The following is a 24,345-nucleotide window of genomic DNA, read 5'->3' as shown; positions in this document are numbered from 1 at the left end:
GTCCGGATTCACAAAAAATGCGCTCGTTTCCATACGGGAAAGACAGCATATTGAGTGTTTCTATCAGCGCATAGCACAACAGGAGCAAAACTAATCAGGTTTTGGCAGGAATGGAATTTTTAAAGCCAGAGTTTGGGCTTTTATCCCTCGGAAAGGTAGGGTAAAACGAAGTAAATGGAATCCGGCTGTATGCTGGAGTTGTGAGGTTGTCAGGATGGTAGGCGTTATTCGATCATCCTGCGAACGGCTACAAAACGTTTTTGATAATAGCTGGCGCTGAGCAGATCGTAACGGATCCCACCTTGCCAGGCCGAATGGATAAAGCGGACATAGGAAGGGGTCACTTCCGTAATGATTCCGACATGCCCGATACGTGCGGTTTTGGTACTGTTTCCTTTAAAAAAAATCAGATCGCCGGGTTTTGCCGAGGGAAGATCGATGGTGGCGCCGTGTTTAGCCTGGGCCTCACTGGAATGTGGCAGGGATATGTCCCATTTGTTGAAACAGTACCTTACGAAACCTGAGCAATCAAATCCTTTCTTGGTGGAGCCTCCGGAGCGATAGGGTGTATTCAGGTGTTTTGTAGCAAAAGAAATAAGCGATTCAATGGTATTGAGTGTATCGGCTTCAAGCTTTTTCTTGACTTTTGACTGTGCATGGGCTGATTGAAAGGAGACGGCACACATTACCAACAACATCAAGGCCACAACACGTTTTAACTTAACAATCATGCAGGATAAGTTTGATTCGGAATTTTAAAAACTCCCTAACAGGAGAAAATATTGTCTTTTCTTGGCTCACCTTTGAAAAGTAAAGCTAGTTAAGTTTTGACATTTATCTTATTTTCTGCCAGAGTCATTTTTCAGCTTTTTCATAACCTGTTGACTCTATTTGGTAAACCTTCATTTTGTTAAACCATCACTTTAACAGATTTTTGAAAGCAATTTTTCGGGGCATACCACCCTAATTTTCATACTTTTGTGCTTTGAATACAGGAAAACCAATCAGTATGAATCAAACAGACCGTTACCTGCAACGTGGTGTCTCGGCGTCCAAAGAGGATGTGCACAAAGCCATTGAGAAAATTGATAAGGGGATTTTTCCCAAGGCTTTTTGTAAAATCGTTCCTGATAATTTGGCAGGAGACCCCGAATATTGCACGATCATGCATGCGGATGGAGCAGGTACCAAAACATCACTTGCCTATCTGTATTGGAAAGAAACAGGTGATATTTCAGTTTGGAAGGGCATTGCGCAGGATGCCATTGTGATGAATACGGATGATCTGCTTTGTGTCGGCGCAACAGGGCCGATGCTCTATTCGTCAACGATTGACAGGAACAAAAACCGGATTCCCGGTGAGGTAATTGCCGAAGTGATCAATGGTGCCGAAGAGGTTCTGGAAATGCTTAGAAGCTATGGGGTCGAAATTTACAGTACCGGTGGCGAAACAGCGGATGTGGGAGATCTGGTCAGAACGGTGACCGTCAATAGTACAGTCATTGCCAGGATGAAGCGGTCGGAGGTGGTGGACAATGCCAATATCCGGGCAGGAGACGTGATTGTGGGACTGGCATCGTATGGACAAGCCACTTACGAAACGGCATACAACGGTGGTATGGGAAGCAATGGGCTCACCTCTGCACGACATGATGTACTGGGCAAATACCTGGCGTCCAAATATACGGAGAGCTACGATCCCGAGGTAAATTCAGATTTGATCTACAGTGGCTCCAAAAGGCTTACAGATCCGGTTGAAGGTACTGATTTGAACGTAGGGCAGCTTATACTATCGCCCACCCGCACCTATGCCCCGGTAGCGAAAGCCATACTGGATGAGTTGCGTACCGAAATACATGGTATGGTGCATTGCAGTGGCGGCGCTCAAACCAAAATTCTGCATTTTATCGGTAACCTGCATATCATTAAAAATAACTTGCTGCCGGTTCCGCCGCTGTTTAGGCTAATTCAGGAGGAAAGCGCTACGAGTTGGCAGGAAATGTATAAGGTGTTTAACATGGGGCACAGGCTGGAGATTTACATAGCACCCGAACACGCGGACCGTATCATTGAGATTTCCGAATCTTTTGGGATTCCGGCTCAGATCGTTGGCCGCGTGGAGTCTTCTGAAGTCAAAAAATTAACCATTGAAAGCGAATTTGGGACGTTTTTGTATAGTTGAAAATGGTAATTACGTGAAGTTAGAGCCGGGCGGCCAGGCGGTTCAAGGAATTAGCGTTCAACTTCACTTTTGTGCGAGTATTTTTTTGAACCACCTTAGCTACCTAAGTTCACCTAAGAAAAATTAGACCGCCTTCGGTGTTCGATTGTGGCCCGCCTAGGGTGGCCCGCATAGGGTGGCCCGCACAGGGTGGCCCGCACAGGGTGGCCCGCACAGGGTGGCCCGCACAGAGTGGTTCAAAACAAGCATATCCGCAGCTTTTGTTTTGAACCACAGACCTACCTTCCTTTTTTACTTGCCGAACCAGTTATCAAAACTGAACCGGCCTTTCTTTACCAGGGCTTCCAGCTTTTGTTGCTGTTCAGGAGTGAGAACATAAAGAATTTCTTCTCTCTTTTCGGATGCCAATTGGCGGAGGTCGCGTTTTTTTGTTTCGTCCCGCCGGGATAATTTGCGCTCTTTTCTGTTGTAACGCTTGTCGATTCGTTTCAGCTCTTTCTGTTGCCGTTTGGTAAGGGCAAGCTCCTGCGAAAATTTATCCAGATTTTTTTCCAGCCGTTTGTTATTCAGTTTACTGTTGACAACGGGTTCTTCATAGCGCTCATTGTTTTTTGATGAGGTGGGGGTATTTGTAGTAGCACAGCCGGTAAGCAGCATGAATGGCACTGCAATGTAAAGGATCGATAATCTTTTCATGGATCATGTTTTTGTTTGAAATCGGATGCTATAACGATGCGGGGGCAGTAAAGTATACACAGGGCCGATAATCCCGAAAAATTTCAAAGTGAAATCTGCGTTGGATAATCGCCAGAAAGCCTCCCTTTTTTGAAAAGAAGGCTTTCCGGTGATCTATGAACCTATGCTGTATGGGAATGGAAAGCAGTTGTCAGCTATGGGTGACCATCCCTGACCTCGTACGACAATTCCTGACGACGATACAATTTGCGTAAGCGAGAATTATTTTCCAATGGTTTTAATCAGCATTCCCTTGGTCACGGATGCATTTAACTCCATGCCATTGATAATTGCCAGCTCATCCAAACGGTTGTCGGCCTGGCCATTGTCTTTAAGGGCGTCCCGCAGTGTGGCGTTGCGCTGAACACTCTTAATGCGGATACGTTCCGGTTGCCGGTTCAGGATAGCCGGGTCATTCACCGCGCGGAATCCTTCGGCCACAGACCTGAACTGTCCTAAATTTCCGGAGAAAGTTGCGACCGGCGAAACACCATGGATAGCGTAAATATTCCCTCCGTACTGGATAAGCCAGGAAGCTACCTGGGTTGTGTTTTCGGCGGTTTGTGCGGGAGCCTTCTGGCCTTCCTGCGCCTGTGGGACCTGTTTCGAGATCAAAACAATCGCAGGATTTCCATTGATGGTGGTTTTGTTATTTTCACTAACCTGTAAGCTGTAATTTTTGATTACCGCGGCAGCCGCTTCATCCAGGGTTTTTCCTTCGGCCATGGTGAACAGCATCATCGATTTTCCATCTTTGGCAGCCATCTGGAACTGGATAGGGCTGTTTTCATACTGCCAGTCTTTGGGCACCGGAAACTGGAATTTCAGTTCGGGATGGTAAAACACATTTTTTTCAACAAAGCCCTGTTTGGGATCCTCACCATAGATAATGCCATCTATTCTTTTGAGATACTGGTCCCGGTTGACAGCATACTCGGCCGGATTTTTTTGCTGATAGGCTACGGCAAGCTCGCCTACCTTTTTCATACGATCGCCCGGATCCGGGTGGGTGGATTGAAAAGTTGGAATCGCCTGTCCACTTTTTCCACTAAGTTTCTTAAGTGTACCAAAAAAATCAGCCATCTCCCGTGCATCATAACCAATCTTGCTGGAGTAGTCCACCCCGATTTTATCCGACTCTGTTTCATGGTCCCGGCTGTAGCTGAGAAACAAAAGTTGCAAACTTTGGGCAGCCTGATCGCCCATGCTTCTGATCTGCGGGGAGAGCACCATACCGGCCATCAGCCCTACTTGACCCAGAATTTGTGTGGTTTGCTGCCTGGCCGAGTGACGCGCCGTTACGTGTCCGATTTCATGGCCTAAAACACCGGCGAATTCAGCTTCATTGTTGAAATGTGCCATAATTCCCCTTGTGAAGTATACGTAGCCACCAGGTACTGCGAATGCGTTCACAACCGGAGAGTCTACCACGAAAAACTGATAGGGCAGGTCGGGACGGTGTGAAATTTTAGCCATGGCCATTCCCTTTTCACTGATGAATGACTGAACCTTCTTATCGTCGTACAGGCCCATGGTTGCTACAACAGACGGGTGCGATTCGGCCCCAAGTGCTATTTCCTTTTCCTGGGACATAAAGACAAGTTCCTTTTTTCCGGTAACAGGGTTTCGGGAACAGCCGGCCAGCATGGAGGTGGTGAAAAGACAACACAGAAGGTAAATTTGAAATTTAATTTTCATAAAAAATTATACTGGGTTTTGTTTGTCAGTGGGTTGGTTCAACTTAACAGGTTTTCATGTAAATAATCATGCCAATTTGACTATCTGATTGAAAGGGTAGTGTGAATAAAATCTTTGGTAATTTACCCTTCCAAATCTATAAATTACGAAGAATTAGTAAAAAAGTAACACTGACGACAACATTTACAATAAAACAGACGCAGGATTTTTTACATTTAAAAATGAATTCGGATAAAACTACATTTAGTGCCCTGCCCAAATGGCTGATACCATTGGATTTTCTTGGTCTTTTCGAGAAGGATCCGTTTGGTAATCTGTTGGTAATCAAACGTTTTTTTATTTTTGTCATTGGCTGGTTTACCTACTATCGTTATACAGCTGTAAATAAGATACAGATTAAGGGCAGTGACCAGCTGGTAAACCTTCCCGACAACGGTGTGCTGTTTTTATCCAATCATCAAACCTATTTCGCTGACGTAATTGCATTTTATCATATTTTTTGCGCCACCAAGTGGGGTTATAAAGATACGATCTCGCCACCTTTTTACCTGTTTTCACCCAGGGCCCGTTGTTATTATGTTGCCGCTGCCGAAACGATGAAAGAAGGTGGTATATTGCCAAAACTGTTCAGCATGGGCGGAGCAATTACCATCGACCGGTCCTGGCGGGCCAACGGGGAGAATGTAAAACGACAGCTGGATAACACCGCTCAGGACAAGATAGGGATGGGATTGAAACACGGATGGGTGGTGAGCTTTCCACAAGGAACCACCAAGCCCTACGCCCCTATACGAAAAGGAACCGCGCATCTGATCAAAGAGCATCAGCCCATTGTAATTCCCGTGGTGATCAATGGTTTTCGGCGTGCATTTGACAAGAAGGGGCTTCGATTTAAAAAAAGAAATACCCGGCTTACCGTCCATTTTAAGGAGCCGATGCAGTTTTTACCGGATGAGTCCATTGAGGATATGATTACGCGGGTAACTGTGGCGATTGAACAGGAACCTCCGGTAATGTAAGTGTTCTCCTATTCTGACATTTTCCTTTCAGAAATCGGGGTATGATTATTGCATGAACCTCACTGGGTAGCACCTGCGTGGGATGGCTTATCGGCCAGTGAAACCGCAAAGAATTAAGTGATTTATATATCCGGACCTCAATAGATGGCAGAAAAAGTTTTGATAACAGGTGGGACAGGCACAATAGGCAAGCGATTGACGGCCTTATTGCTCCTTAAAGGATATGAAGTGGCCATACTCAGCCGAAAACGGGAACACATGGATGGTGTGAAGGTGTATCAGTGGGACGTTGAAAAGGAATATGTGGAAGATGGAGCCGTAGAGAACGTATCGCACCTCATTCATCTGGCCGGTGCAGGCGTGGCAGATAAGAACTGGACTGCCGAAAGGAAGAAAGTCATTGTGGAAAGCCGAACCAAAAGTATAGCTTTAATTGCAGCCAAAATAAAAGAAGCTGGGGTGCGTTTAAAGTCGTTTGTGTCGGCATCAGGCAGTAGCTATTATGGTGAGGATACGGGGGAGCGGCACCATGTGGAACAATCTCCGGCTGGTAAGGATTTTCTTTCCGAAGTGACGGTAGCCTGGGAAAACGCCGCGGATGCCATTGCACAGTTGGGCGTGCGCACTGTAAAGCTGCGTACCGGAATTGTCCTGACCGAAACAGGGGGAGCATTGGAAAAGTTGGCACAACCTGCCCGACTGGGGCTTGGTGCAGCCTTGGGTTCGGGTAAACAATGGATGTCCTGGATACATATTGATGACATCTGCAACATGTACATTACCGCCATAGAAAATGAAAAGTGGGAAGGCCCCTACAATGCGGTTACGGCAAACCCCGTCAGGAATAAGGAATTTACCAGTCAGATTTGCCAGGTGCTCGGCCGGCCGTTGTGGCTACCCAATGTGCCTGCATTTGCCCTTCGGCTTGTGTTTGGTGAAATGGCCAACGTGGTGCTGGGAAGCAGTTACGTGGTGAATGGGCGCATTGCCAATGAAACCGATTTTATCTATCAATTTCCGGAACTGGATGGAGCCTTAAAGGACATTCTCCATAAATGAACACGGACATGGCTGGGCCTTATAGTTCCTCGTCATTTTCTTCGCCTTCCCTGGTTTCCTGAACCGTTTTCAACCATTTGTCGCGTTGAACCTTTGCCCGCAAATCATCCATTACATTAAGCTGAATGCTACCGTTGCTAAAAACCGACATCTTTAGTCCAACAAATTCTAGGGCTTCGTTGAGGCGGAATTCCAGCGGTCCGTTGGTCAAAATGCAATCTTTCCAATACCAGTCGAGCGATTCGCCTGCCACTTCTTCGGCAATATCCTGATAATCGCGAAGATTGTACCCGATAAACGGCTTGCCAAAACGTTGCCAGAGCCTGCGCATAACCTTATCCAGGGAACTTTCGTGGTTTGTTTTTTTACGGATAAACAAGTCCAGTATCAGCGCAACGAGTGCACCCTTATGATAAACGGATACTTTTCGATCCGGAATTCCCTTTTCATAGCCATCGAGCCAGAGGTCAAAGGAGGATTGGGTCAAAGACTGGTGAGCCTTTCCATTGTTTTCAAAATGCCGCTTCATATATACCTGAAGCTCCTTGAGATAAGCTTCTTCGTTAAAAATGCCCGCACGCTTGAGAAACAAATCGCCGTAGTAGGTGGTGCAGCCTTCGGCCACGAAGCAGGTGTCGAAATAATTCTCTTTGGTGAAATCATAGGGAAGCAGTTCTATAGGGCGAATGCGGATGATATTCCACGCGTGGAAAAGCTCATGGGAACTTACACCCAGCAGATCGGTATAGAGTCCTTCCCCTTCATCGTCGGGGCCTAATACAATCATGGTCGAGTTCCGGTGCTCCACACCATGGTAAAATGCTGTGGGGAGAATGAGATTCAGGAAAAAGTAATTCCGCTCGGGGAACTCTCTCATGGTAGCAATCTGCTCTGCGGAAAATCGTTGGAAATCCCTTTTGATTCTTTCCCAGTTGGGGTTGAGGTTTCCATGCATCCAAATACAAAAGTACACCCCTCCTACATAGTAGTCGCATTTTTGCAGCAGAGTCGAAGCAAGAAGCGGGCTGTCTACCAGCTGATAAAAATCAGCAGCCTCCAGTTCATTCACGTATGCGAGAGGAATGTTATTACTAATCCTTACCAGCCGTGGCAATCCGCAGGCTATTTCGTAGCCTTCCGGCAAGTCCAGTTTGACAGTGCAGGGATCATTGATTCGGCCCTCGGTGTACATGCAGAAGTTTATAAAATTGAGGTACCAGAGTTCCTCATCGACATAGCTACTCCCTGCATTTTGTATGGCTGCGTAAAAATTATAGCGTATCTGAACCGTTTTTTCTCCTTCTGTTTCAATTCTCCAGCGGTCTTTGGTCAGCTTTCTGATGGGTAGTTTGTGGCCATTTGTAGAGATGGCTTCAATAAATTGAATATTTTTGGCGAAATTTTGTATTTCGTATCGCCCGGGACGCCAGGCTGGAAGCTGGACTTCAATAAACAATTGATCAATGTCCGGTATGGTGTAAGTAATGTTCAGGAAATGAGATTCGGGATCCGTAACGGAAATTTGATAATGCATAAGAGGTCAAGTAGGGAATCAAATGGTGCTAAAATGTCCCGGACAGAGAATAAACAAAAAGACAGGAATTTTACGTTATAGCAACAATATTAAAATAATCCACTTAAAATGAAAAGAAAAGCCCTCGTATCCTATTTATTTATACTCATTTTTGGCTCCAGCTCGATTGTCTATGCCCAGAATGACGAATATTACCGACCCGATTCGCTGAATAAAGGAAATACGGAGCAAAAGGAATTGCCACCGGTTGAAGATAAGAAAATGGCTGAAAAACGGAAGGAGGTTGATTTCAAACAACAGCCATTTGTAGACCGTTTGCGGGCGGGAGGAAGTTTTGGCTTGAGTTTTGGGTCGGTCACCAATGTGAATTTATCGCCCATGGTCGGCTACGAATTGACCGAAAAGCTGGTGGGAGGTGTTGGTGCCACACTGATGTATTTCAGGTCGCGTTATTATTCGATCAGCACAGCCTATTACGGAGGCCGGGGCTTTCTCATGTACTCGGTTTTTCCGATGGTGAACCTCATTGGGGAAATTGAAGGTATGAATGTGGAAGGCTCGTATCAGAAAAGACAGTGGCTTGCGTCGCCGTTAATCGGTGCTTCTTATTCCCAGCCGATAGGTAATAAGCTGGTTAAAGGCGTTCATTTTACGGTGCTTTATAATTTGAGCTATAACAATCAGATCGATCAATATAGCGGCCAGAACCTGTCTCCTTATAGCAGTCCCTTTGTATTCAGGGTAACATTCCTGTAACATTGGCCCTGGGTAATCGAAGAACGATTTCCTACCTGTTCAATGTTATGAATACAATCTGCCCCCGAACGTTTTTTGGGGGCTTTTACGTTGATATAAATTTTTTTCAGCTGGTTTACTTTTAGCGCTGATACTTAATTATACAAGATTATGGAAAACCCGGTTTTAATTTTTGGTGCAGGCGACCTGGGTGTTCAGGCGCTGGATATTTTCAGACGAAATCAGGTGCTGGTTTATGGTCTTTTGGACGATCGCGCCGAGCTTCATGGTAAGGAATATGGTGAAGTAAGTGTATTGGGAAGTACGGATGATGCCGGTTTTCTGAATATTGTTGGCGAAAAATGTGAAGTATTTGTGGCCATTGGCGAAAGGACGGTGCGGGAAAGACTGGTACAGATGCTCAATGATGAAAAAAAGGCGATGCCCGTCAATGCCATTCATGATTCAGCAGTGGTTTCTGAAATGTCGGCCCTCGGTCATGGTAATCTGATCTCGGCAAGGGTTACAATCGGGCCCCGGTCAACGGTGGGCAGTCACTGTATCATACAGGCGGCTGCGGTGCTGGATACTTCTGTGCAGGTGGGCGATTACGTTACCGTGGGAACGGGAGCATTGATCAACGACCGGGTGCAAATCGGGGATGGTGCTTACATTGGCTCAGGGGCGGTTATCGTTGCCGGAATTGAGATCGGGAAAAACGCCCGCATCGGGGCAGGTTCCGTGGTGATTGAGAATGTACCAGCGAAAGCTACCTTTTTCGGAAATCCAGCTAAGAAGATTTAATGAGAGGGTTCATTGCACCGCTAAACAAGGCATAACAGCTAATTTTGCTAGCATTACCGAAGGTTTGTTTTGAAATATAAGCGAGCCGATGACTTTAAATCAAGGCAGAAGTGGCTCCATGCGGAGTTATTTCTGCTTTAGACCGAGAATTCGAGATGTCTCTCCTTTGAATGAAGAAGTACAAAAAGACCTTTCCCTTTCGGAATATTAATAAAATTCCCTCATTCTTTTTTTATTAACCTGAAAACACGCTACCTTTGCAGTCCTTTTGACAGAAAAAGTGAAAGAGCTAAGTAAATACAACATAGACATTTACGGTTTGGAAGACAAACGGTATGACTATGATATGGAGTCGGGAGATGCGTTTTTTGAAGAGCTTGAACAGGATTTGATCGAACGTGGAAGCTTTAAAACGCACGTGGTACTGGATAAGTCTGCCACCATGCTTCAGTTGAATTTTCATACTGAAGGTCGTGTGGAACTCATTTGTGATCGTAGTCTTGAGCCCTTTGAAGAACCAATCGTGTCGGATGAGCGCTTGATTCTGAAGTTTGGCGATCACAATGAAGAGCTGACTGACGAAATTGAAATTATCAGCAGAAATACCAACCGGATTAATATAGCGCGGTACGTGTTTGAGTTCATAGCGCTTTCGTTACCGGTCAAAAAAATACATCCCGACCTGCGGGCAAAGGAAGAAGAGGAAATGCTGGATGATGAAGAAGGCACTCTCGTTTATTCTTCTCTAACACAGGATGACCTCACCGAGGATGATCAGGAAATGGCTGATCCGCGATGGGCGGCATTGAAAAAGTTGAAGGAGCAGTAACAAGAAAAATTTATATAAGTACAAAATCGAATATTAACATACAGAACATAAAGCATCATGGCACATCCCAAGCGGAAAATCTCCAAAACCCGTCGCGATACACGCAGAGCGCACGACTTCCTGACTGGCAAGCAATTAGGAGTTGACTCTTCAACCGGAGAGATCCATCAATTGCACCGTGCACACGTTCACGAGGGAAATCTGGTTTACAGGGGTAAAGTGGTAGTAGAAAATTACACCAAAACGGTTTAATTTATCTTAGAGAAAGTATCTATTTCGCAGCAACACCATAAAAGTTGTTGCGAAATTCTTTTTTACTAAGGCACAACTGCTAAATTTACACCTTTGAGTTCTCACTTATTAGTATAAATAACAGCGTGTAAATGAAAATTGCGGTAGATGCAATGGGCGGAGATTTAGCTCCACAAGCAATTGTTGAAGGGGTAATTCAAGCTGCTTCAGAACTACCCTCAGAAGCAAGAATTGTGTTAATTGGCAGGGAGAGCGTTATTTTGAATATATTCAGTCAAAATAATTTTACGCCGGTCAATATTGACATAATACATGCTGAGGATGTCATTGAGATGGGAGAGCACCCCACAAAAGCATTATCTCAAAAGCCAAATTCAAGCATCGCTATCGGCTTTAAGCTTTTAAAGGAAAAGGAAATAGATATATTTTGTAGCGCCGGCAATACCGGAGCTATGAATGTCGGTGCATTGTTCAGTATCAAAGCCATAGAGGGCATTATACGGCCCGCGATCGCCGGTTTTGTGCCACAGGTGGGCGGCGGTCATTCGATCATGCTCGATATCGGCGCCAACGCCGACTGCAAACCTGAGGTGCTCGCTCAGTTTGGAGAGATTGGTTCTCTGTTTGCGCAATACACATTCCAAATCAACCAGCCGCGTGTAGCCCTGATGAACATCGGAGAGGAAGAGCAAAAGGGCTCATTGACTGCACAGGCCACGTATCCGCTCCTGAAGCAAAACAAAAAAATCAACTTTATAGGAAATATTGAAGGGAAGGATCTCTTTAATAACAAGGCCGATGTCATCGTTACAGACGGTTTCACGGGCAATGTTTTGTTTAAACTCGGCGAATCGCTGTATGAGATCGCGAAGAAAAGAGGCATTCAGGACGATTTTCTGGATCAGACAAATTACGAATCCATTGGCGGTAGTCCTATTATCGGCGTGAACGGGAATGTGATGATTGCACACGGGATTTCATCCCCCGTTGCCATAAAAAATATGATTGGATGGGCTTACAAGCAGGTTAAGTCCAAGGCATACTTACATATTGCCCAGGCATTGAATTAACCTTTGCGTGCCAAGAATTACATTGTAAATGACTAGAAGCGCTATTATATTTTACCAAAATTCACCCGGATTTTGATTGCATTAAAATAAACCATGACCCAAATTAGAGCCTCCATAACAGGGATACAAGGGTATGTGCCTGATTACATTCTTACAAATGCCGAACTGGAAACGATGGTTGCGACAAACGACGAATGGATCGTTAGCCGAACGGGTATCAAAGAACGGCGTATCCTAAAAGGTGAGGGGCTTGGAAGTTCGCATATGGGCGCCGAAGCCGTAAAAGGCCTGCTGGCTAAAACGAATACCTCTCCGAGCGAGATCGACCTGGTAATTTGCGCTACCACTACTCCCGATTTTATTTTTCCGTGTACAGCCAACCTCATTTGTGACATGGTTGGAATCAAAAATGTCGGAAGTTTTGATATTCAGGCTGCCTGTTCCGGTTTTGTGTATGCGCTTACGCTGGGATCTCAGTTTATCGAGACAGGAAAGTATAAAAAAGTGATCGTTGTAGGAGCGGACAAAATGTCGGCCATCGTAGACTATACCGACCGTAAAACATGCATTTTGTTTGGTGACGGGGCGGGAGCAGTATTGCTGGAGCCCAATACGGATGGCTACGGAATCGTAGATTCTATCATCCGTTCCGATGGATCCGGTTATCCTTATCTGAATCAAAAAGGAGGAGGGAGCCGATACCCGCCCACACATGAAACTGTCGACAAAGGATGGCATCATGTGTACCAGGATGGTTCACAGGTATTTAAGTTTGCGGTGACCAATATGGCCGACGTCTCCGCTGAAATTATGAAGCAAAATAATCTTACCGGATCTGACGTGGCATGGCTTGTTCCGCATCAGGCCAACCGGCGGATTATTGAAGCAACCGCTAACCGGATGGGCGTAGGTATGGATAAGGTGATGGTGAATATTCAGAAGTACGGTAACACCACTTCCGCTACCATACCCCTTTGCCTGTGGGATTATGAATCTCAGTTAAAAAAGGGGGATAACCTGGTTCTTGCGGCGTTTGGGGGAGGATTTACCTGGGGCGCACTCTATTTAAAATGGGCAATAGGGGAATAAGCAGGCCTCTGAATGAAGAAGAATAAATTATTACTGAATAAATAGAAAATGGCAACTACTGCAGATTTACGAAACGGATTGGTCATACACTTTAACCACGATTTGTTTCAGGTGATTGAATTTCAACATGTGAAACCTGGTAAAGGCAATGCTTTTGTTCGTACCAAAATAAAAAGTCTTACCTCTGGAAAAGTACTGGATAATACATTTTCTTCAGGAGCTACCATTGTACCCGTGCGCGTTGAACGCCACAAATTTCAATTCCTGTATAAGGATGAAGTAGGCTATAATTTTATGAATTCCGAAACTTTTGATCAGGTTTTAATTGATGAAAAACTGGTTGGAAGTGCTGATCTGATGAAGGAAGGACAGGAAGTTGAAATCCTGATCAATACAGAAACTGATGCAGCTTTGCTTTGTGAGCTGCCTCCATTCGTGGAATTGACAGTTACGTATTCGGAGCCTGGCTTGAAAGGCGACACGGCAAACTCTCCTAAAAAAGCGATCGAGGTGGAAACCGGTGCGCGGATTATGGTTCCTTTGTTTATTGAGGAAGGACAGAAAATCAAGGTGGACACCCGCACTTACGACTACGTGGAACGCGTGAAGGGGTAATTGAATCATTCGCTCTGAATCAGACGCATGAGCGGAACACCACGAATGCGTTGCTATAAGTTTAGGGATTTTTACATCCCTTATTTGCTTCAAAAATTAAAAATCAACGGTTGAAAGTAAATGAATCATTTGCGTTGCTTATTACCAAGCACCGGTGGTTTAGAGCCTCAACTGTTTAAATCTGACTAAATGGAAACCAAAGAAATTCAAAAGCTGATTGACTTCATCGCCCAATCCGGTCTGGATGAAGTGAACATAGAGACGACTGACCTGAAAATTAAGGTGAAACGGTATGGCTCGGCACCTTCAGTTTCTTCTGCACCGGTGTCTGCCCCTGTGGCTGTTGCAGCCCCTCCGGTTTCGATATCTTCAATTTCGTCAGCGGCACCTGCGATTGCCCCTGAGCCGGCAGCATCCAATTTAGTGACGATCAAATCACCGATGATTGGTACATTTTATCGGGCATCCAGTCCTGAAACGCCCGCTTTTGCGAGTATTGGAGACGAAATTGTACCCGGAAAAGTGGTTTGTGTCATTGAGGCCATGAAGCTTTTCAATGAAATCGAATCGGAAATTTCCGGTAAAATTGTAAAAGTACTGGTGGAAAATGCTACTCCCGTAGAATTTGATCAACCCTTATTCCTGGTAGAGCCTGCTTAATAGAATTCGCTTTTCTCTCCAGTAACGGAGAATGCACCGCTGGGATCCTGCGCAATTCGTAAACGCGAGCCAGGAATGGATCATCTAGAAAACTTAACAGATTTACATGTTTAAAAAAATACTCATTGCGAACAGAGGGGAAATCGCGTTACGCGTAATAAGAACCTGTCGGGAAATGGGCATCAAAACGGTTGCCGTGTATTCTACCGCAGACCGGGACAGCCTTCACGTCCGATTCGCAGACGAGGCGGTATGTATCGGTCCGCCACCGAGCCGTCAATCTTATTTAAGTATACAGAATATTATCTCAGCTGCAGAAGTAACCGGTGCAGATGCAATCCATCCGGGTTATGGTTTTCTTTCGGAAAACGCAGAATTCTCTCAGATATGCGCCGATTATGGAATCAAATTTATTGGTGCAACGGCCGAGCAGATCAATGGGATGGGTGACAAAGCTACCGCCAAGGCAACGATGATTGCCGCAGGAGTACCGGTGGTGCCGGGATCCGAAGGATTGCTGGAGTCTGTGGAGCAGGGTAAAAAATTGGCCGTCGGTATCGGATATCCGGTTATTGTGAAGGCGACAGCAGGTGGTGGCGGTAGAGGGATGCGCATCATCAATAAACCTGAGGAGTTTGAAAAGGCATGGAATGATGCCCGTACCGAGTCGGCAGCGGCTTTCGGAAACGATGGGCTTTATCTTGAAAAATTTGTAGAAGAGCCACGTCATATAGAAATTCAGATTATCGGAGACCAGTTTGGCAAAGTGTGCCACTTGTCGGAACGGGATTGTTCCATTCAGCGTCGCCATCAGAAATTGGTAGAAGAAACCCCTTCACCGATTATAACCCCCGAACTACGGGAAAGAATGGGTGCTGCGGCAATCAAAGGAGCGCAGGCAATTGGCTATGAGGGAGCAGGAACGGTTGAATTCCTGGTGGATAAGCACGGAGAATTTTTCTTCATGGAAATGAATACCCGTATCCAGGTGGAGCACCCTATAACCGAAGAGGTTACGGATTTTGATCTGATTAAGGAACAGATCAAAGTGGCAGCAGGCGAGCCTATCAGCGGGGTTAATTACACCCCTAAGTTGTTTGCCATGGAGTGCAGAATCAATGCTGAGGATCCGGCTAATGGTTTCAGGCCATCTCCCGGAAAGATCACCAATCTGCACTTTCCGGGCGGACACGGCATCCGGATAGACAGTCATGTATACAGCGGTTATACCATTCCACCGAACTATGACTCCATGATCGCTAAGCTCATTGTGAGCGGGCAGTCGCGCGAGGAAGTGATCACCAGAATGAAAAGAGCCTTGCAGGAATTCGTCATCGAAGGCATCAAAACCACGATTCCTTTCCATATTAAACTGATGGATGATCCGGGTTTTAAATCTGGAAATTTCACTACCAAGTATCTGGAAACTTTTGACTTTTCGACGCTTTAAAAAAAGTAGTCAAGGAGGCAGAAGTTAAAGCATTCAAACAAAAGAAGTCAACTTTCGATAAGTTGACTTCTTTTGCTTATAGGGCAAACCGGGTCTCGTTAAATTTCCAGAGCCAGTTCTTCTTTCGATTGTTCTTTACTTGTTTTGGTAAATCGGGCTTTGATCTTATCTACAACATAATAGGCGCTGGGGACGAGAAACAAGGTCAGCATTAAAGAACTGGTAAGTCCGCCGATGATTACCCAGGCCATCCCGTTTTTCACTTCAGCCCCGTCTCCGGAAGCCAGCGCAATCGGAAGCATACCCGCGATCATGGCAATGGTGGTCATCAGGATCGGGCGCAGACGTTCTTTACCTGCTTCAAGTAAAGCCTCTTTCAGGGCATAGCCTTCTTCTTTCAACTGGTTGGTAAAGTCCACGATCAAAATCGCATTTTTAGCCACCAGTCCCAGAAGCATGATCATCCCCACGATGGAGAAAATAGTGAGCCCTTCCATGGTAAGTGCCAGTGCGGTGAGTGCGCCAACCAGCGCAACCGGAATGGAAAACAATACCACAAACGGATAAATCAAACTTTCGTACAAAGCCACCATGATCAGGTAGATCAGCAAAATGCCGAGGATCAGTGCCTGGCCCAGACTTCCAAATGCATCGGCCTGATTCTTGAGATCGCCCCGGTACTCGATGGTGATGCCTTCCGGAAGTTTGTATCCTTCCATTTTTTTCTGAATATCTGCACCAATGGATCCCGTTGGACGGCCAACAGCCTGGGAGTTAATGGTGATCGAAGATAATCGATCGATCCGCTGGAGCACACTTTCTCCCATACCTTCTCTGATCGTCGCAAACTGAGACAGATCAAAACTCTGGCCTTTGGCATTCACAAAATTCAGTTGACGGATATCATCCGCTTTCGAACGGTCGAACTTGTCGAGGCTGATCATGATATCGTATTCTCTGCCATTCTCTTTGAATTTCGACCGGTCATTGCCTCGAAAGGCAGTTTGCAGTGCAATGCCCACCTCGGCTGCATTGATACCCAACTGAGCCATTTTTTCGCGGTCGAGGGTGACACCCACCTCTGGCTTTGGATCATCCACAGAATAGTCTACGTTCTGCGTTCCGGGGATGGTCTGCACGATGTCTTTTACTTCTGCGGCGGTTTTCCGGATCGTTGGCAGGTCGGTGCCTTTTATGGCCACCTGGATAGGAGCCTGGTTGGCGTTACCGGTTATCGAGGTAGGGCTCACGGTTACCTTTACACCAGGAATCTGCAATATTTCTTTCTGTATCAGCACCCCAAAATCTTCAGCGGATATAGTGCGGTCCTTTTTGTCCACCAGCTGAACGGTCATGTTGGCCAGGTTGCTGTTGGAAGTATTGCCTAAGCCTGTGTTGCTGTACCCTACATTGGTGAATACCTTGGTTACTTCCTTTTTGGCCAGGAGCAGTTTTTCTACTTTTTGTGCTACCTGATTGGTTTGGTAAATCGAAACAGTCGGGGCCATTTCTACAGTAACCGACAGCTCGCCACGGTCACTTTGCTGCATAAATGAAGCACCGATATAACCACCCGGAACCAGCGCAATGGATCCTACGATCAACAGGATTGAGAGAATAAAGATGTAGCGCTTGTGTCCCAGAACCCATCCCAGCATTCTTCCATATTCTTCTTTGACACGATCCAGAAAATGCTCGAAACCCAGGTTCAATTTGCCCCAAAGGCTATGCGGGTTGAGCACTTCAATTTTACCGAAACGGGAAGCCAGCAATGGAGTCAGCGTAAAGGATACCATCAGACTCATCAGGGTGGAAAACACCACGACAAGTGAGAATTCCCGAAGAATGTTACCGATCAGGCCCGAGGTTAAAGCAAGTGGTACAAAAACGACAACGTCCACCAGCGTAATGGCAAGGGCCGTAAAACCAATTTCACTACGGCCGTCCAGTGCTGCCTGAAATTTGCTTTTACCCATCTCCAGGTGTCGGTTTATGTTTTCCAATACCACAATGGAGTCATCGACCAGGATACCCACCACGAGGGAAAGTGCCATCAGGGTCATCAGATTGAGCGAAAAGCCCAGCGCGCTCATCAGGATGAAGGTCGGGATCATCGACGAAGGCAAGGCCACCAGAATGAAGAGCGAGCTACGGAAGCTGTGCAGGAACAGAAGCATCACCAGCGATACGATCAGAACCGCTAATCCCAGGTCAAAAACGACTGCATCTGCAGAAGCCAGGGTGTATATCGACTGGTCGGAGGCGATATTGAATTTAAGATTAGCCGACTCGTATTGCTTTTCCAGTTTGGTCAGCCTTTCACGGGTAAACTGGCTTACTTCAACGGCATTGGCGTCCGATTGCTTTTGGATCTGAAGCGCTACCGAGGGTGCTCCGTTGATATGGTTTACCGCCGTAGCGTCCGCAATGCCATCAACGATTTCGGCCACATCGCTCAGGAATATTTGTCCGCCATTGGAAGATTTGCCAATGATGATGCTTTTCAGCTTTTCAACCGTTGTAATCTTGGCGTCAAAACGAATGGATAGCTGGTCATTCTGGGTTTTTACCTGTCCGGCCGGGTAGGAGGTATTGGCACTATTGACCGCCTGCGATACCTGTCCTATCGACAGGTGATAGGCTTTTAATTTATCCTGATTCACATTCACCTGGATTTGCCTTTCGGTGCCACCGATAATGGTTACCTGCCCCACACCCGGAACATTGGAAAGCTGCGGTTTCAGCTTGTCGTCGATCAGATCATATAGTTCGGAAGGTGATAAATTGGCCGTAACACCCATTCTCAGAACAGGTATTTCGTCCGTAGAGAACTTATTGATGACCGGTCGATCGGCGTCGTCGGGCAGAAGCGAAATGACCTGTTCTACTTTTCGCTGTGCTTCCTGCTGGGCCAAGTCCACACTGATACCCTGCTTCAATTGAATAATTACAGATGAAACCCCCTCCATCGATGTCGAATTGATCTGGTCCAGGCCTTCTATGGCCGAGACTGCGTCTTCGATGTGTTTGGTGACATTGGTCTCTACTTCATCCGCTGCGGCCCCCCGGTAGGTGGTCATGACGCTCACTACATTTGCCTCAAATTTTGGCAAAAGGTTGTATGATAATTGCTTGTAACTTATAAAGCCAAAGAGTATCAACACGGTAAATACCACCGTGATGAAAAGCGGTCTCTTTACGGCTACTTCTGTGATTGACATAGGATTGTTATTTACAATGAGGAAATCATTATTTCGCCACCTGCACGGCAGCGCCTTCACTCAGATTGATCTGTCCGGTTGTAATCACTGTTTCGCCGGCTTTCAACCCCGACAATACTTCGATTTTGTCACCGAATTCTCTACCCACTTCAATTTTACGTTGCCGGGCGGTTTTGTTCTCCAACACATACACATACGGGTTTCGGATACTTTCGACCAGCGCGCTGCGTGGTATCTGTAAGGTCGCCTGGCTTGTTTTTTGTGAAAAGGATACCGATACAAATGTTCCGGCTTTCAGGTTTCCGGAATTTTGTATTACAATTTCCACGGGATAGTTATGCGATTCGTCACCCAGGGGAGCTATGTAGGAGATGGTTCCGTCAAAAGTTTTATCCGGATAAATGTCCGTCTTCACTTGAACATGCTGTCCTTCTTTCAGTTTGTATACATCGCTTTCGCCAATATTCACCTGCACTTTCAGGCGGGATACGTCGAGGATGGTTCCCAGCGAAGTCCCCACATTCACAAACTCACCAGCTTCAATGTTTTTCTTGACAATACGGCCACTGATCGGGGCCTGTACCGATGCGTCTGCTATTTGCTGCTTGATCTGTTCGGCCTGGTTGAGTGCATTTTCATAGTTGTACCTGGTGTCATTCACCTGCACTTCGGTAGCTGCATTTCCGGCAAGTAGCTTGGAATAGCGCTCCGTGTCCTTTTTTAATTTATTGATGTTTAGTTCGGTAGCTTGTAGCGACAGCGTTTTTAGCCTGCTGTCCACATTCACCACCGTAGCGCCTTTGGATACATAACTTCCCAGTTCATATTTTACCGCCATCACTTTACCTGCTGTGGTAGCCATAATATCGGCTTCTTTAAATGGGATAAGGCTACCCGTGCGCGTGAGCTGCTGATCCGTGCTGGCTTCGCCAACGGTTGCCACGGTTACCGGAATGGAAATCTCCTTGTTTTCAGGGAGCTTGTTTTTGGCGTCGATTTTGGATTTGTTAGCCACCAGGCGATACCCGATCAAAATGCCGATTAGTGCTATGGCACCGACTATTATAAGTTTTCTTTTCATTGTTATGGAGCTGTTAGCTTTTGGCCGTCAGCAATTAGCTTTGGATGCTTTGCTTCTGGCATGATGTATTTTTTAGTTACTCTGGTTATGGTAGTTCTGAATAAAAGGCAGTTAATGAGCCCTGCGATTGCTCTATTCCAAGCTGCGCCTGGTAATAACTCAGCATGGAGTTGATGTAATTGCTTTGCGCTTCTTTATAGGACAATTCTGCATTGAGCAGATCCGAGAGCGGAATTGTTCCTTCCCGATACTGGAGGGTAGTGACCTCGTAAACTTCCCTAGCCAATGAAACATTGCTTTCATCATTCGACAGGTTTACCCTGGCCTTCTGCAGCTGCGTAGTAGCATTGTTGTTCTGAAGTTCGTAATTCTGCACATTCAGCTTGAGTTGTTCATTTAGGGTCATCAGGTTCAAATCCGCCTGTTTCCATTGTGCGTCCCTTTTGAAACTGTCAAAAATGGGGATAGAAAGTTTTAGTCCCACGGCGCCGTAACCAAACCAGTTTCCCCAGGATGAACCCAGGTTATTGCCAAGTGCCTGAAAACCATAACGCCCGTAAACTGAAACTTTTGGAAGATAACCTGCTTTGATCCGGTCTTTTTCAATTCCCTGGAGTACCATATTGGTTTTCTGAATTTTGTAATCCGATAAAACTGATGCATCGAAGCGGCCTGGCTCATAGATCTGAAACGGCTTATTCAAAGGGTTGTCGGTAAGTTCAATTTGATCGGACAAAGGCATCCCCATCTGGAACTTTAACTGGTTCTGTGCCAGCGTCAGATTGCTTTCAGCCAGTGTGAGCTGAGACTTGATGTTGTTCAGGCTTACTTTGGTGCGGTCATAATCGACTTTTTTGATCACGCCATTTTCAAGCTGTAGTTGGAGCGTTCCCAAAATCCGCTGCGTTTTATCCAGGTTGTCTTTGAGTAATGCGATCTGCTGTGTGGTTACAAAAACCTGATAGTAGCTGTTGGAAACGTTGTAGATGATATTCTCCTTTACTTTTTGGGCATTCAGTGCCGCATTGGCGATGTTGGGTTTGTTGGCCTTCAGGCCCGTCAGTAAGGCCTGGTCAAAAATAACCTGATCGGCCTGTGCGGAAATGTTGGAGGAGTACTTCGTGCCGAGTGTGATGCGCCGGTCTTCGGTGGATCCCAGAAAACCCGCGGGAATGACTGTCGACTGCAGCTTCAGGTTGTCATCGAGCATGCCATTGGCGTTGACCTGGGGCAAATACGAGGATAAAGCTTCCCGGCTCTGCTGCGCTGCTATGCCCTCTTTGATCTGGGCAATTCTGACGTTGCCATTATTTTTGAGGCCATAATCGATGCACGCTCTGAGGCTAAGCTTCGTTTGTGCAAACAGGCTGGTGGAAACCATCAGCAGGCTCAAAACCGATAAAATTCTTTCTGTTTTCATTTTTTGATCTTTATCTTCTTCTGTGTTGATTCAATATAGTTGACACGTCTACTGGTGATATATCAACTATTATTATAAAAAATATTATTTTTCTATTATTGCCGCAATTTTGCCTAATAAGGAGGTGAAAGTCTTTTGCTCGGTAGTGGTGAAATTTTCCATAATACTTTTGTGAAACGCCATAGCGAACGTCTGCACCTTTTCACAGACAAACTTTCCGCTGGCGGTGAGTGAAATCAGATTCTTCCTTTTGTCCTCTATGGCGCTTTCTATTTTCAGAAAACCATCTTTGTTTAAGGTTTGTATTGACCTCTGAATACCAGCCTTGTCCTTCTGTAGTATATTGGCAATGTCCTGCTGTGTGAGCGCCTGTTCCTGGAAATATATAACCATCAGGATAGGAAGCTGCTCGGCCATAACCGGGATTCCTTCCTGATTCAGGGCCGAATTGAGTTTTTTGAAAACCAGCCGCGTCGCGTTTCCCAGCATGAATGGAAGGGTTTGTCTTAGGTCCTCACGGCTTATATTATTTTCTGTCATAGCATATCATCTTAGAATTAAATGCAAAATTAAATTAAGTTGATATGTCAACCAAATATTATGGAAAATAATTTTCTGATTGTATTTTTATTCTAAAATATGCGGGACAATTTCACTGACCTGCAGCTATTGCGCGACGGGGAGCATTCTCTGGCCGGGTATTGACCTGAGGGTGTGTGAAAATGGCTATTTGGTGAAAAAATGGCGGGATTGAGGGTATTGGAGTAGTATTTTAAATAAAGAATACAGTAATTGTACTTGTGTTTAATTCAATCGGTAACCATTCAGCTTATTCCAAATTTTTACTCCGTACTCCACAAATAATTTATGAAAGAAAGTACTCCGTCCCAGAGACTGTTGTCTTTGGATACGCTCCGTGGTTTTGATATGTTCTGGATTTCAGGCGGCGAGGATATTTTTGCTGTACTAGCAAAAGTTACCGGCTGGTCGTGGGCTGTTTTTATGGCACATCAGTTAACACATCCCGCATGGCATGGATTTGCGGCCTATGATCTGATATTTCCCACATTCCTTTTTATGGCTGGGGTGTCCGTTCCCTTTTCACTGGGAAGCCGTTTAGAGAAGGGCGTTCCGCCGTCGCAGCTTATACGTAAGGTGATTCAGCGAGGTCTTATTCTGGTTTTGCTCGGTATCATTTATAACAATGGTATATTTCATACGGAGTGGAGTGAGATGCGCTATCCCAGTGTGCTGGCACGTATTGGTCTGGCGGGCATGTTTGCCCAGATTATTTACCTCTATACCGGTAAACGTGCCAGATGGATCTGGTTTGCGGGATTGCTTTTGGGTTACTATGCATTTATGATGTGGTATCCTGTACCTGGCTGCGGTGCAGGGCTGCTCACCATGGAATGTAATCCTGCCAGTTACATCGACCGAATGATCCTTCCAGGCCGGTTACACCTGAAAATACACGATCCCGAAGGCCTGATTTCTACGATACCGGCCATTGCAACCGCGCTGATGGGTATTTTTTCGGGTGAACTTTTACGGACCAGTGAAGAAAAGATTTCACAAAACAACAAGGTGGTGTATTTGCTGGCTGCGGGTATAATCAGTCTGCTGCTCTGCCTGGTTTGGGATTACTTCTTCCCAATCAATAAAAACCTCTGGACGAGTTCCTTTGTACTTTGTGCGGGTGGTTTCAGTGTACTGCTGCTGGCCTTTTTTTATTGGATTGTGGATGTGCTTCAGTATCGTCGCTGGACTTTCTTTTTCGTAGTGATTGGCATGAATTCCATCGTGATCTACATGATCGGAAGTTATATCAATTTTGAATACACGGCTGAGGCGCTCTTTGGGGGGATTCTCGGATTTTTCCCTGATCCGGTAAGGGCCGTAGGCGGCGAAATTGCTTTTATTATGGTGCAATGGGCATTCATGTACCTGTTGTATCGTAACAAATTGTTTTTAAAGGTTTGACAGGAAGGTATGATTGGTGTATATTGATCCGTTATCTGTCAGCTGCGCCGACAGGTGGCGGATCAAGTTTTTTGTGGAGGGCAGCGAAAGTAGTGTTGAATAACGAATTAAAATATGTCGATTGAGGTTCAGAATCTAACAAAAATATACGGAGCCCAGCGGGCCGTAGATGGGATATCTTTCTCACTAAAACCAGGGGAGATCGTGGGGTTTTTAGGGCCAAACGGAGCAGGGAAGTCCACGACCATGAAAATTCTGACAGGCTATCTGCATCCGTCTTCGGGTACCGCAAAAGTGGCAGACTATGATCTGAGCAGTCAGTCCATGGCAGCCCGCCGATGCGTAGGGTATTTGCCGGAGCACAATCCGCTTTACACAGATATGTATGTAAAGGAATTTTTGCTGTTCTCGGGCAAATTGTACGGAATGAGCGGAAAGACACTGACCTCCCGGGTGGAAGAAATGATCGCACTTTGCGGGCTGGAAGTGGAAAGGAAGAAAAAAATTGGCCAGTTGTCCAAGGGTTACAGGCAGCGGGTAGGGCTGGCACAATCCTTTTTGCACGACCCGGCCGTACTTATTCTGGACGAGCCGACAACAGGCCTTGACCCAAACCAGATACTCGAAATTCGCGAGCTGATCAAAACGGCAGGGCACAATAAAACGGTCCTGTTTTCGACACACATCATGCAGGAAGTAGAAGCCCTTTGTGACCGTGTAATCATCATAAACCGGGGTAAAGTAGTGAGTGACACGTCATTGCAAATCTTGCGGCAAAGTGGTAATTCTATGGAAGAAATATTTAGAAATCTTACTATTTAGGATCGTATTTAGTAATGGATGAGTGCTCTCGTTGAAAAATTAGAATATGCTTAAAACCTATATTCAGGAGATTTTTTAGTTTGGAAA

At 45.8% G+C, this 24,345-nt stretch carries 22 protein-coding genes; 14 read left to right on the top strand and 8 right to left on the bottom strand.

Annotated features, from left to right (window positions below; all coding sequences use genetic code 11):
- Window positions 1-224: 224 nt before the first annotated feature.
- The gene (locus tag DYADSP32_RS16970) at window positions 225-731 is read right to left on the bottom strand and encodes a C40 family peptidase (protein WP_149241633.1); all 507 of its coding nucleotides are present in this window, start codon (window positions 729-731) and stop codon (window positions 225-227) included.
- Between the two features lie 278 nt (window positions 732-1,009).
- On the opposite strand from DYADSP32_RS16970, the gene DYADSP32_RS16965 reads away from it, so the two are divergent.
- Window positions 1,010-2,182, top strand: a complete 1,173-nt coding sequence (locus tag DYADSP32_RS16965) for an AIR synthase related protein (protein ID WP_149241634.1) — start codon at window positions 1,010-1,012, stop codon at window positions 2,180-2,182.
- A 291-nt stretch (window positions 2,183-2,473) separates the two neighbouring features.
- Here DYADSP32_RS16965 and DYADSP32_RS16960 read toward each other — a convergent pair whose 3' ends face one another.
- Window positions 2,474-2,878, bottom strand: a complete 405-nt coding sequence (locus DYADSP32_RS16960; RefSeq protein ID WP_149241635.1) for a hypothetical protein — start codon at window positions 2,876-2,878, stop codon at window positions 2,474-2,476.
- A 261-nt stretch (window positions 2,879-3,139) separates the two neighbouring features.
- A complete protein-coding gene (locus tag DYADSP32_RS16955; protein ID WP_149241636.1) occupies window positions 3,140-4,615 on the bottom strand; it encodes a M48 family metalloprotease in 1,476 nt (491 codons plus the stop codon).
- 221 nt (window positions 4,616-4,836) lie between these two features.
- Here DYADSP32_RS16955 and DYADSP32_RS16950 point away from each other — a divergent pair, with 221 nt between their 5' ends.
- Window positions 4,837-5,634 (top strand): lysophospholipid acyltransferase family protein, encoded by a 798-nt coding sequence (locus DYADSP32_RS16950; RefSeq protein ID WP_149241637.1) that lies wholly within the window; start codon window positions 4,837-4,839, stop codon window positions 5,632-5,634.
- Between the two features lie 144 nt (window positions 5,635-5,778).
- Window positions 5,779-6,693 (top strand): TIGR01777 family oxidoreductase, encoded by a 915-nt coding sequence (locus DYADSP32_RS16945; RefSeq protein WP_149241638.1) that lies wholly within the window; start codon window positions 5,779-5,781, stop codon window positions 6,691-6,693.
- Between the two features lie 19 nt (window positions 6,694-6,712).
- Here DYADSP32_RS16945 and DYADSP32_RS16940 read toward each other — a convergent pair whose 3' ends face one another.
- Window positions 6,713-8,227: a M61 family metallopeptidase gene (locus DYADSP32_RS16940; protein WP_149241639.1), complete on the bottom strand. Its 1,515-nt coding sequence runs from the start codon at window positions 8,225-8,227 to the stop codon at window positions 6,713-6,715.
- A 108-nt stretch (window positions 8,228-8,335) separates the two neighbouring features.
- Here DYADSP32_RS16940 and DYADSP32_RS16935 point away from each other — a divergent pair, with 108 nt between their 5' ends.
- From DYADSP32_RS16935 to accC, 9 genes are all read left to right on the top strand, one after another.
- On the top strand, window positions 8,336-8,983 hold the full coding sequence (locus DYADSP32_RS16935; RefSeq protein ID WP_149241640.1) for a hypothetical protein: 648 nt from the start codon (window positions 8,336-8,338) through the stop codon (window positions 8,981-8,983).
- A 150-nt stretch (window positions 8,984-9,133) separates the two neighbouring features.
- Window positions 9,134-9,766, top strand: coding sequence for a NeuD/PglB/VioB family sugar acetyltransferase (locus DYADSP32_RS16930; RefSeq protein ID WP_149241641.1), 633 nt, complete (start codon window positions 9,134-9,136; stop codon window positions 9,764-9,766).
- A 280-nt stretch (window positions 9,767-10,046) separates the two neighbouring features.
- On the top strand, window positions 10,047-10,595 hold the full coding sequence (locus DYADSP32_RS16925; RefSeq protein ID WP_414617856.1) for a YceD family protein: 549 nt from the start codon (window positions 10,047-10,049) through the stop codon (window positions 10,593-10,595).
- 57 nt (window positions 10,596-10,652) lie between these two features.
- Entirely contained in the window at window positions 10,653-10,847 is a 195-nt protein-coding gene (gene rpmF / locus DYADSP32_RS16920) for a 50S ribosomal protein L32 (protein ID WP_149241642.1), read from the top strand.
- Between the two features lie 131 nt (window positions 10,848-10,978).
- On the top strand, window positions 10,979-11,917 hold the full coding sequence (gene plsX, locus DYADSP32_RS16915) for a phosphate acyltransferase PlsX (RefSeq protein ID WP_149241643.1): 939 nt from the start codon (window positions 10,979-10,981) through the stop codon (window positions 11,915-11,917).
- Window positions 11,918-12,010: 93 nt separating this feature from the next.
- Complete coding sequence (locus DYADSP32_RS16910) at window positions 12,011-13,006, top strand: beta-ketoacyl-ACP synthase III (RefSeq protein ID WP_149241644.1); 996 nt, start codon at window positions 12,011-12,013, stop codon at window positions 13,004-13,006.
- A 48-nt stretch (window positions 13,007-13,054) separates the two neighbouring features.
- The gene (efp, locus tag DYADSP32_RS16905; RefSeq protein WP_149241645.1) at window positions 13,055-13,621 is read left to right on the top strand and encodes an elongation factor P; all 567 of its coding nucleotides are present in this window, start codon (window positions 13,055-13,057) and stop codon (window positions 13,619-13,621) included.
- Window positions 13,622-13,810: 189 nt separating this feature from the next.
- The gene (gene accB, locus DYADSP32_RS16900) at window positions 13,811-14,281 is read left to right on the top strand and encodes an acetyl-CoA carboxylase biotin carboxyl carrier protein (RefSeq protein ID WP_149241646.1); all 471 of its coding nucleotides are present in this window, start codon (window positions 13,811-13,813) and stop codon (window positions 14,279-14,281) included.
- A 106-nt stretch (window positions 14,282-14,387) separates the two neighbouring features.
- Window positions 14,388-15,731, top strand: a complete 1,344-nt coding sequence (gene accC / locus DYADSP32_RS16895; protein WP_149241647.1) for an acetyl-CoA carboxylase biotin carboxylase subunit — start codon at window positions 14,388-14,390, stop codon at window positions 15,729-15,731.
- A gap of 98 nt (window positions 15,732-15,829) precedes the next feature.
- On the opposite strand, the gene DYADSP32_RS16890 is transcribed toward accC, so the two are convergent.
- The 4 genes from DYADSP32_RS16890 to DYADSP32_RS16875 all read right to left on the bottom strand — a co-directional run bounded on the left by DYADSP32_RS16890 (window position 15,830) and on the right by DYADSP32_RS16875 (window position 21,993).
- On the bottom strand, window positions 15,830-18,952 hold the full coding sequence (locus DYADSP32_RS16890; RefSeq protein ID WP_149241648.1) for an efflux RND transporter permease subunit: 3,123 nt from the start codon (window positions 18,950-18,952) through the stop codon (window positions 15,830-15,832).
- A 28-nt stretch (window positions 18,953-18,980) separates the two neighbouring features.
- The gene (locus DYADSP32_RS16885; RefSeq protein WP_149241649.1) at window positions 18,981-20,033 is read right to left on the bottom strand and encodes an efflux RND transporter periplasmic adaptor subunit; all 1,053 of its coding nucleotides are present in this window, start codon (window positions 20,031-20,033) and stop codon (window positions 18,981-18,983) included.
- An 85-nt stretch (window positions 20,034-20,118) separates the two neighbouring features.
- Window positions 20,119-21,453: a TolC family protein gene (locus DYADSP32_RS16880; RefSeq protein WP_149241650.1), complete on the bottom strand. Its 1,335-nt coding sequence runs from the start codon at window positions 21,451-21,453 to the stop codon at window positions 20,119-20,121.
- Between the two features lie 84 nt (window positions 21,454-21,537).
- Window positions 21,538-21,993 carry a MarR family transcriptional regulator gene (locus tag DYADSP32_RS16875; RefSeq protein ID WP_149241651.1) on the bottom strand — a complete coding sequence of 152 codons (456 nt, stop codon included), beginning with the start codon at window positions 21,991-21,993 and terminating at the stop codon, window positions 21,538-21,540.
- A 327-nt stretch (window positions 21,994-22,320) separates the two neighbouring features.
- Here DYADSP32_RS16875 and DYADSP32_RS16870 point away from each other — a divergent pair, with 327 nt between their 5' ends.
- Both DYADSP32_RS16870 and DYADSP32_RS16865 read left to right on the top strand, forming a co-directional pair.
- Window positions 22,321-23,436, top strand: a complete 1,116-nt coding sequence (locus DYADSP32_RS16870; RefSeq protein ID WP_149241652.1) for a DUF5009 domain-containing protein — start codon at window positions 22,321-22,323, stop codon at window positions 23,434-23,436.
- A gap of 114 nt (window positions 23,437-23,550) precedes the next feature.
- Window positions 23,551-24,258 carry an ATP-binding cassette domain-containing protein gene (locus DYADSP32_RS16865; protein ID WP_149241653.1) on the top strand — a complete coding sequence of 236 codons (708 nt, stop codon included), beginning with the start codon at window positions 23,551-23,553 and terminating at the stop codon, window positions 24,256-24,258.
- Window positions 24,259-24,345 lie beyond the last annotated feature (87 nt).

Source organism: Dyadobacter sp. 32 (assembly GCF_902506755.1).
Lineage (GTDB): Bacteria > Bacteroidota > Bacteroidia > Cytophagales > Spirosomataceae > Dyadobacter.
Note: the sequence above shows the minus strand (reverse complement) of the source record. Positions and strands in the feature narration are given on the sequence as shown.

What these genes read in the sequence shown, in the direction of transcription:
- DYADSP32_RS16935 (WP_149241640.1), top strand. Translation starts at nt 8,336, where the DNA reads ATGAAAAGAAAAGCCCTCGTATCCTATTTATTTATACTCATTTTTGGC.
- DYADSP32_RS16960 (WP_149241635.1), bottom strand. Translation starts at nt 2,878, where the DNA reads ATGAAAAGATTATCGATCCTTTACATTGCAGTGCCATTCATGCTGCTT.
- DYADSP32_RS16870 (WP_149241652.1), top strand. Translation starts at nt 22,321, where the DNA reads ATGAAAGAAAGTACTCCGTCCCAGAGACTGTTGTCTTTGGATACGCTC.
- DYADSP32_RS16880 (WP_149241650.1), bottom strand. Translation starts at nt 21,453, where the DNA reads ATGAAAACAGAAAGAATTTTATCGGTTTTGAGCCTGCTGATGGTTTCC.
- DYADSP32_RS16885 (WP_149241649.1), bottom strand. Translation starts at nt 20,033, where the DNA reads ATGAAAAGAAAACTTATAATAGTCGGTGCCATAGCACTAATCGGCATT.
- DYADSP32_RS16890 (WP_149241648.1), bottom strand. Translation starts at nt 18,952, where the DNA reads ATGTCAATCACAGAAGTAGCCGTAAAGAGACCGCTTTTCATCACGGTG.
- efp (WP_149241645.1), top strand. Translation starts at nt 13,055, where the DNA reads ATGGCAACTACTGCAGATTTACGAAACGGATTGGTCATACACTTTAAC.
- DYADSP32_RS16875 (WP_149241651.1), bottom strand. Translation starts at nt 21,993, where the DNA reads ATGACAGAAAATAATATAAGCCGTGAGGACCTAAGACAAACCCTTCCA.
- DYADSP32_RS16930 (WP_149241641.1), top strand. Translation starts at nt 9,134, where the DNA reads ATGGAAAACCCGGTTTTAATTTTTGGTGCAGGCGACCTGGGTGTTCAG.
- DYADSP32_RS16950 (WP_149241637.1), top strand. Translation starts at nt 4,837, where the DNA reads ATGAATTCGGATAAAACTACATTTAGTGCCCTGCCCAAATGGCTGATA.
- DYADSP32_RS16965 (WP_149241634.1), top strand. Translation starts at nt 1,010, where the DNA reads ATGAATCAAACAGACCGTTACCTGCAACGTGGTGTCTCGGCGTCCAAA.
- DYADSP32_RS16865 (WP_149241653.1), top strand. Translation starts at nt 23,551, where the DNA reads ATGTCGATTGAGGTTCAGAATCTAACAAAAATATACGGAGCCCAGCGG.
- DYADSP32_RS16955 (WP_149241636.1), bottom strand. Translation starts at nt 4,615, where the DNA reads ATGAAAATTAAATTTCAAATTTACCTTCTGTGTTGTCTTTTCACCACC.
- DYADSP32_RS16940 (WP_149241639.1), bottom strand. Translation starts at nt 8,227, where the DNA reads ATGCATTATCAAATTTCCGTTACGGATCCCGAATCTCATTTCCTGAAC.
- DYADSP32_RS16945 (WP_149241638.1), top strand. Translation starts at nt 5,779, where the DNA reads ATGGCAGAAAAAGTTTTGATAACAGGTGGGACAGGCACAATAGGCAAG.
- DYADSP32_RS16910 (WP_149241644.1), top strand. Translation starts at nt 12,011, where the DNA reads ATGACCCAAATTAGAGCCTCCATAACAGGGATACAAGGGTATGTGCCT.
- rpmF (WP_149241642.1), top strand. Translation starts at nt 10,653, where the DNA reads ATGGCACATCCCAAGCGGAAAATCTCCAAAACCCGTCGCGATACACGC.
- DYADSP32_RS16970 (WP_149241633.1), bottom strand. Translation starts at nt 731, where the DNA reads ATGATTGTTAAGTTAAAACGTGTTGTGGCCTTGATGTTGTTGGTAATG.
- accB (WP_149241646.1), top strand. Translation starts at nt 13,811, where the DNA reads ATGGAAACCAAAGAAATTCAAAAGCTGATTGACTTCATCGCCCAATCC.
- plsX (WP_149241643.1), top strand. Translation starts at nt 10,979, where the DNA reads ATGAAAATTGCGGTAGATGCAATGGGCGGAGATTTAGCTCCACAAGCA.
- accC (WP_149241647.1), top strand. Translation starts at nt 14,388, where the DNA reads ATGTTTAAAAAAATACTCATTGCGAACAGAGGGGAAATCGCGTTACGC.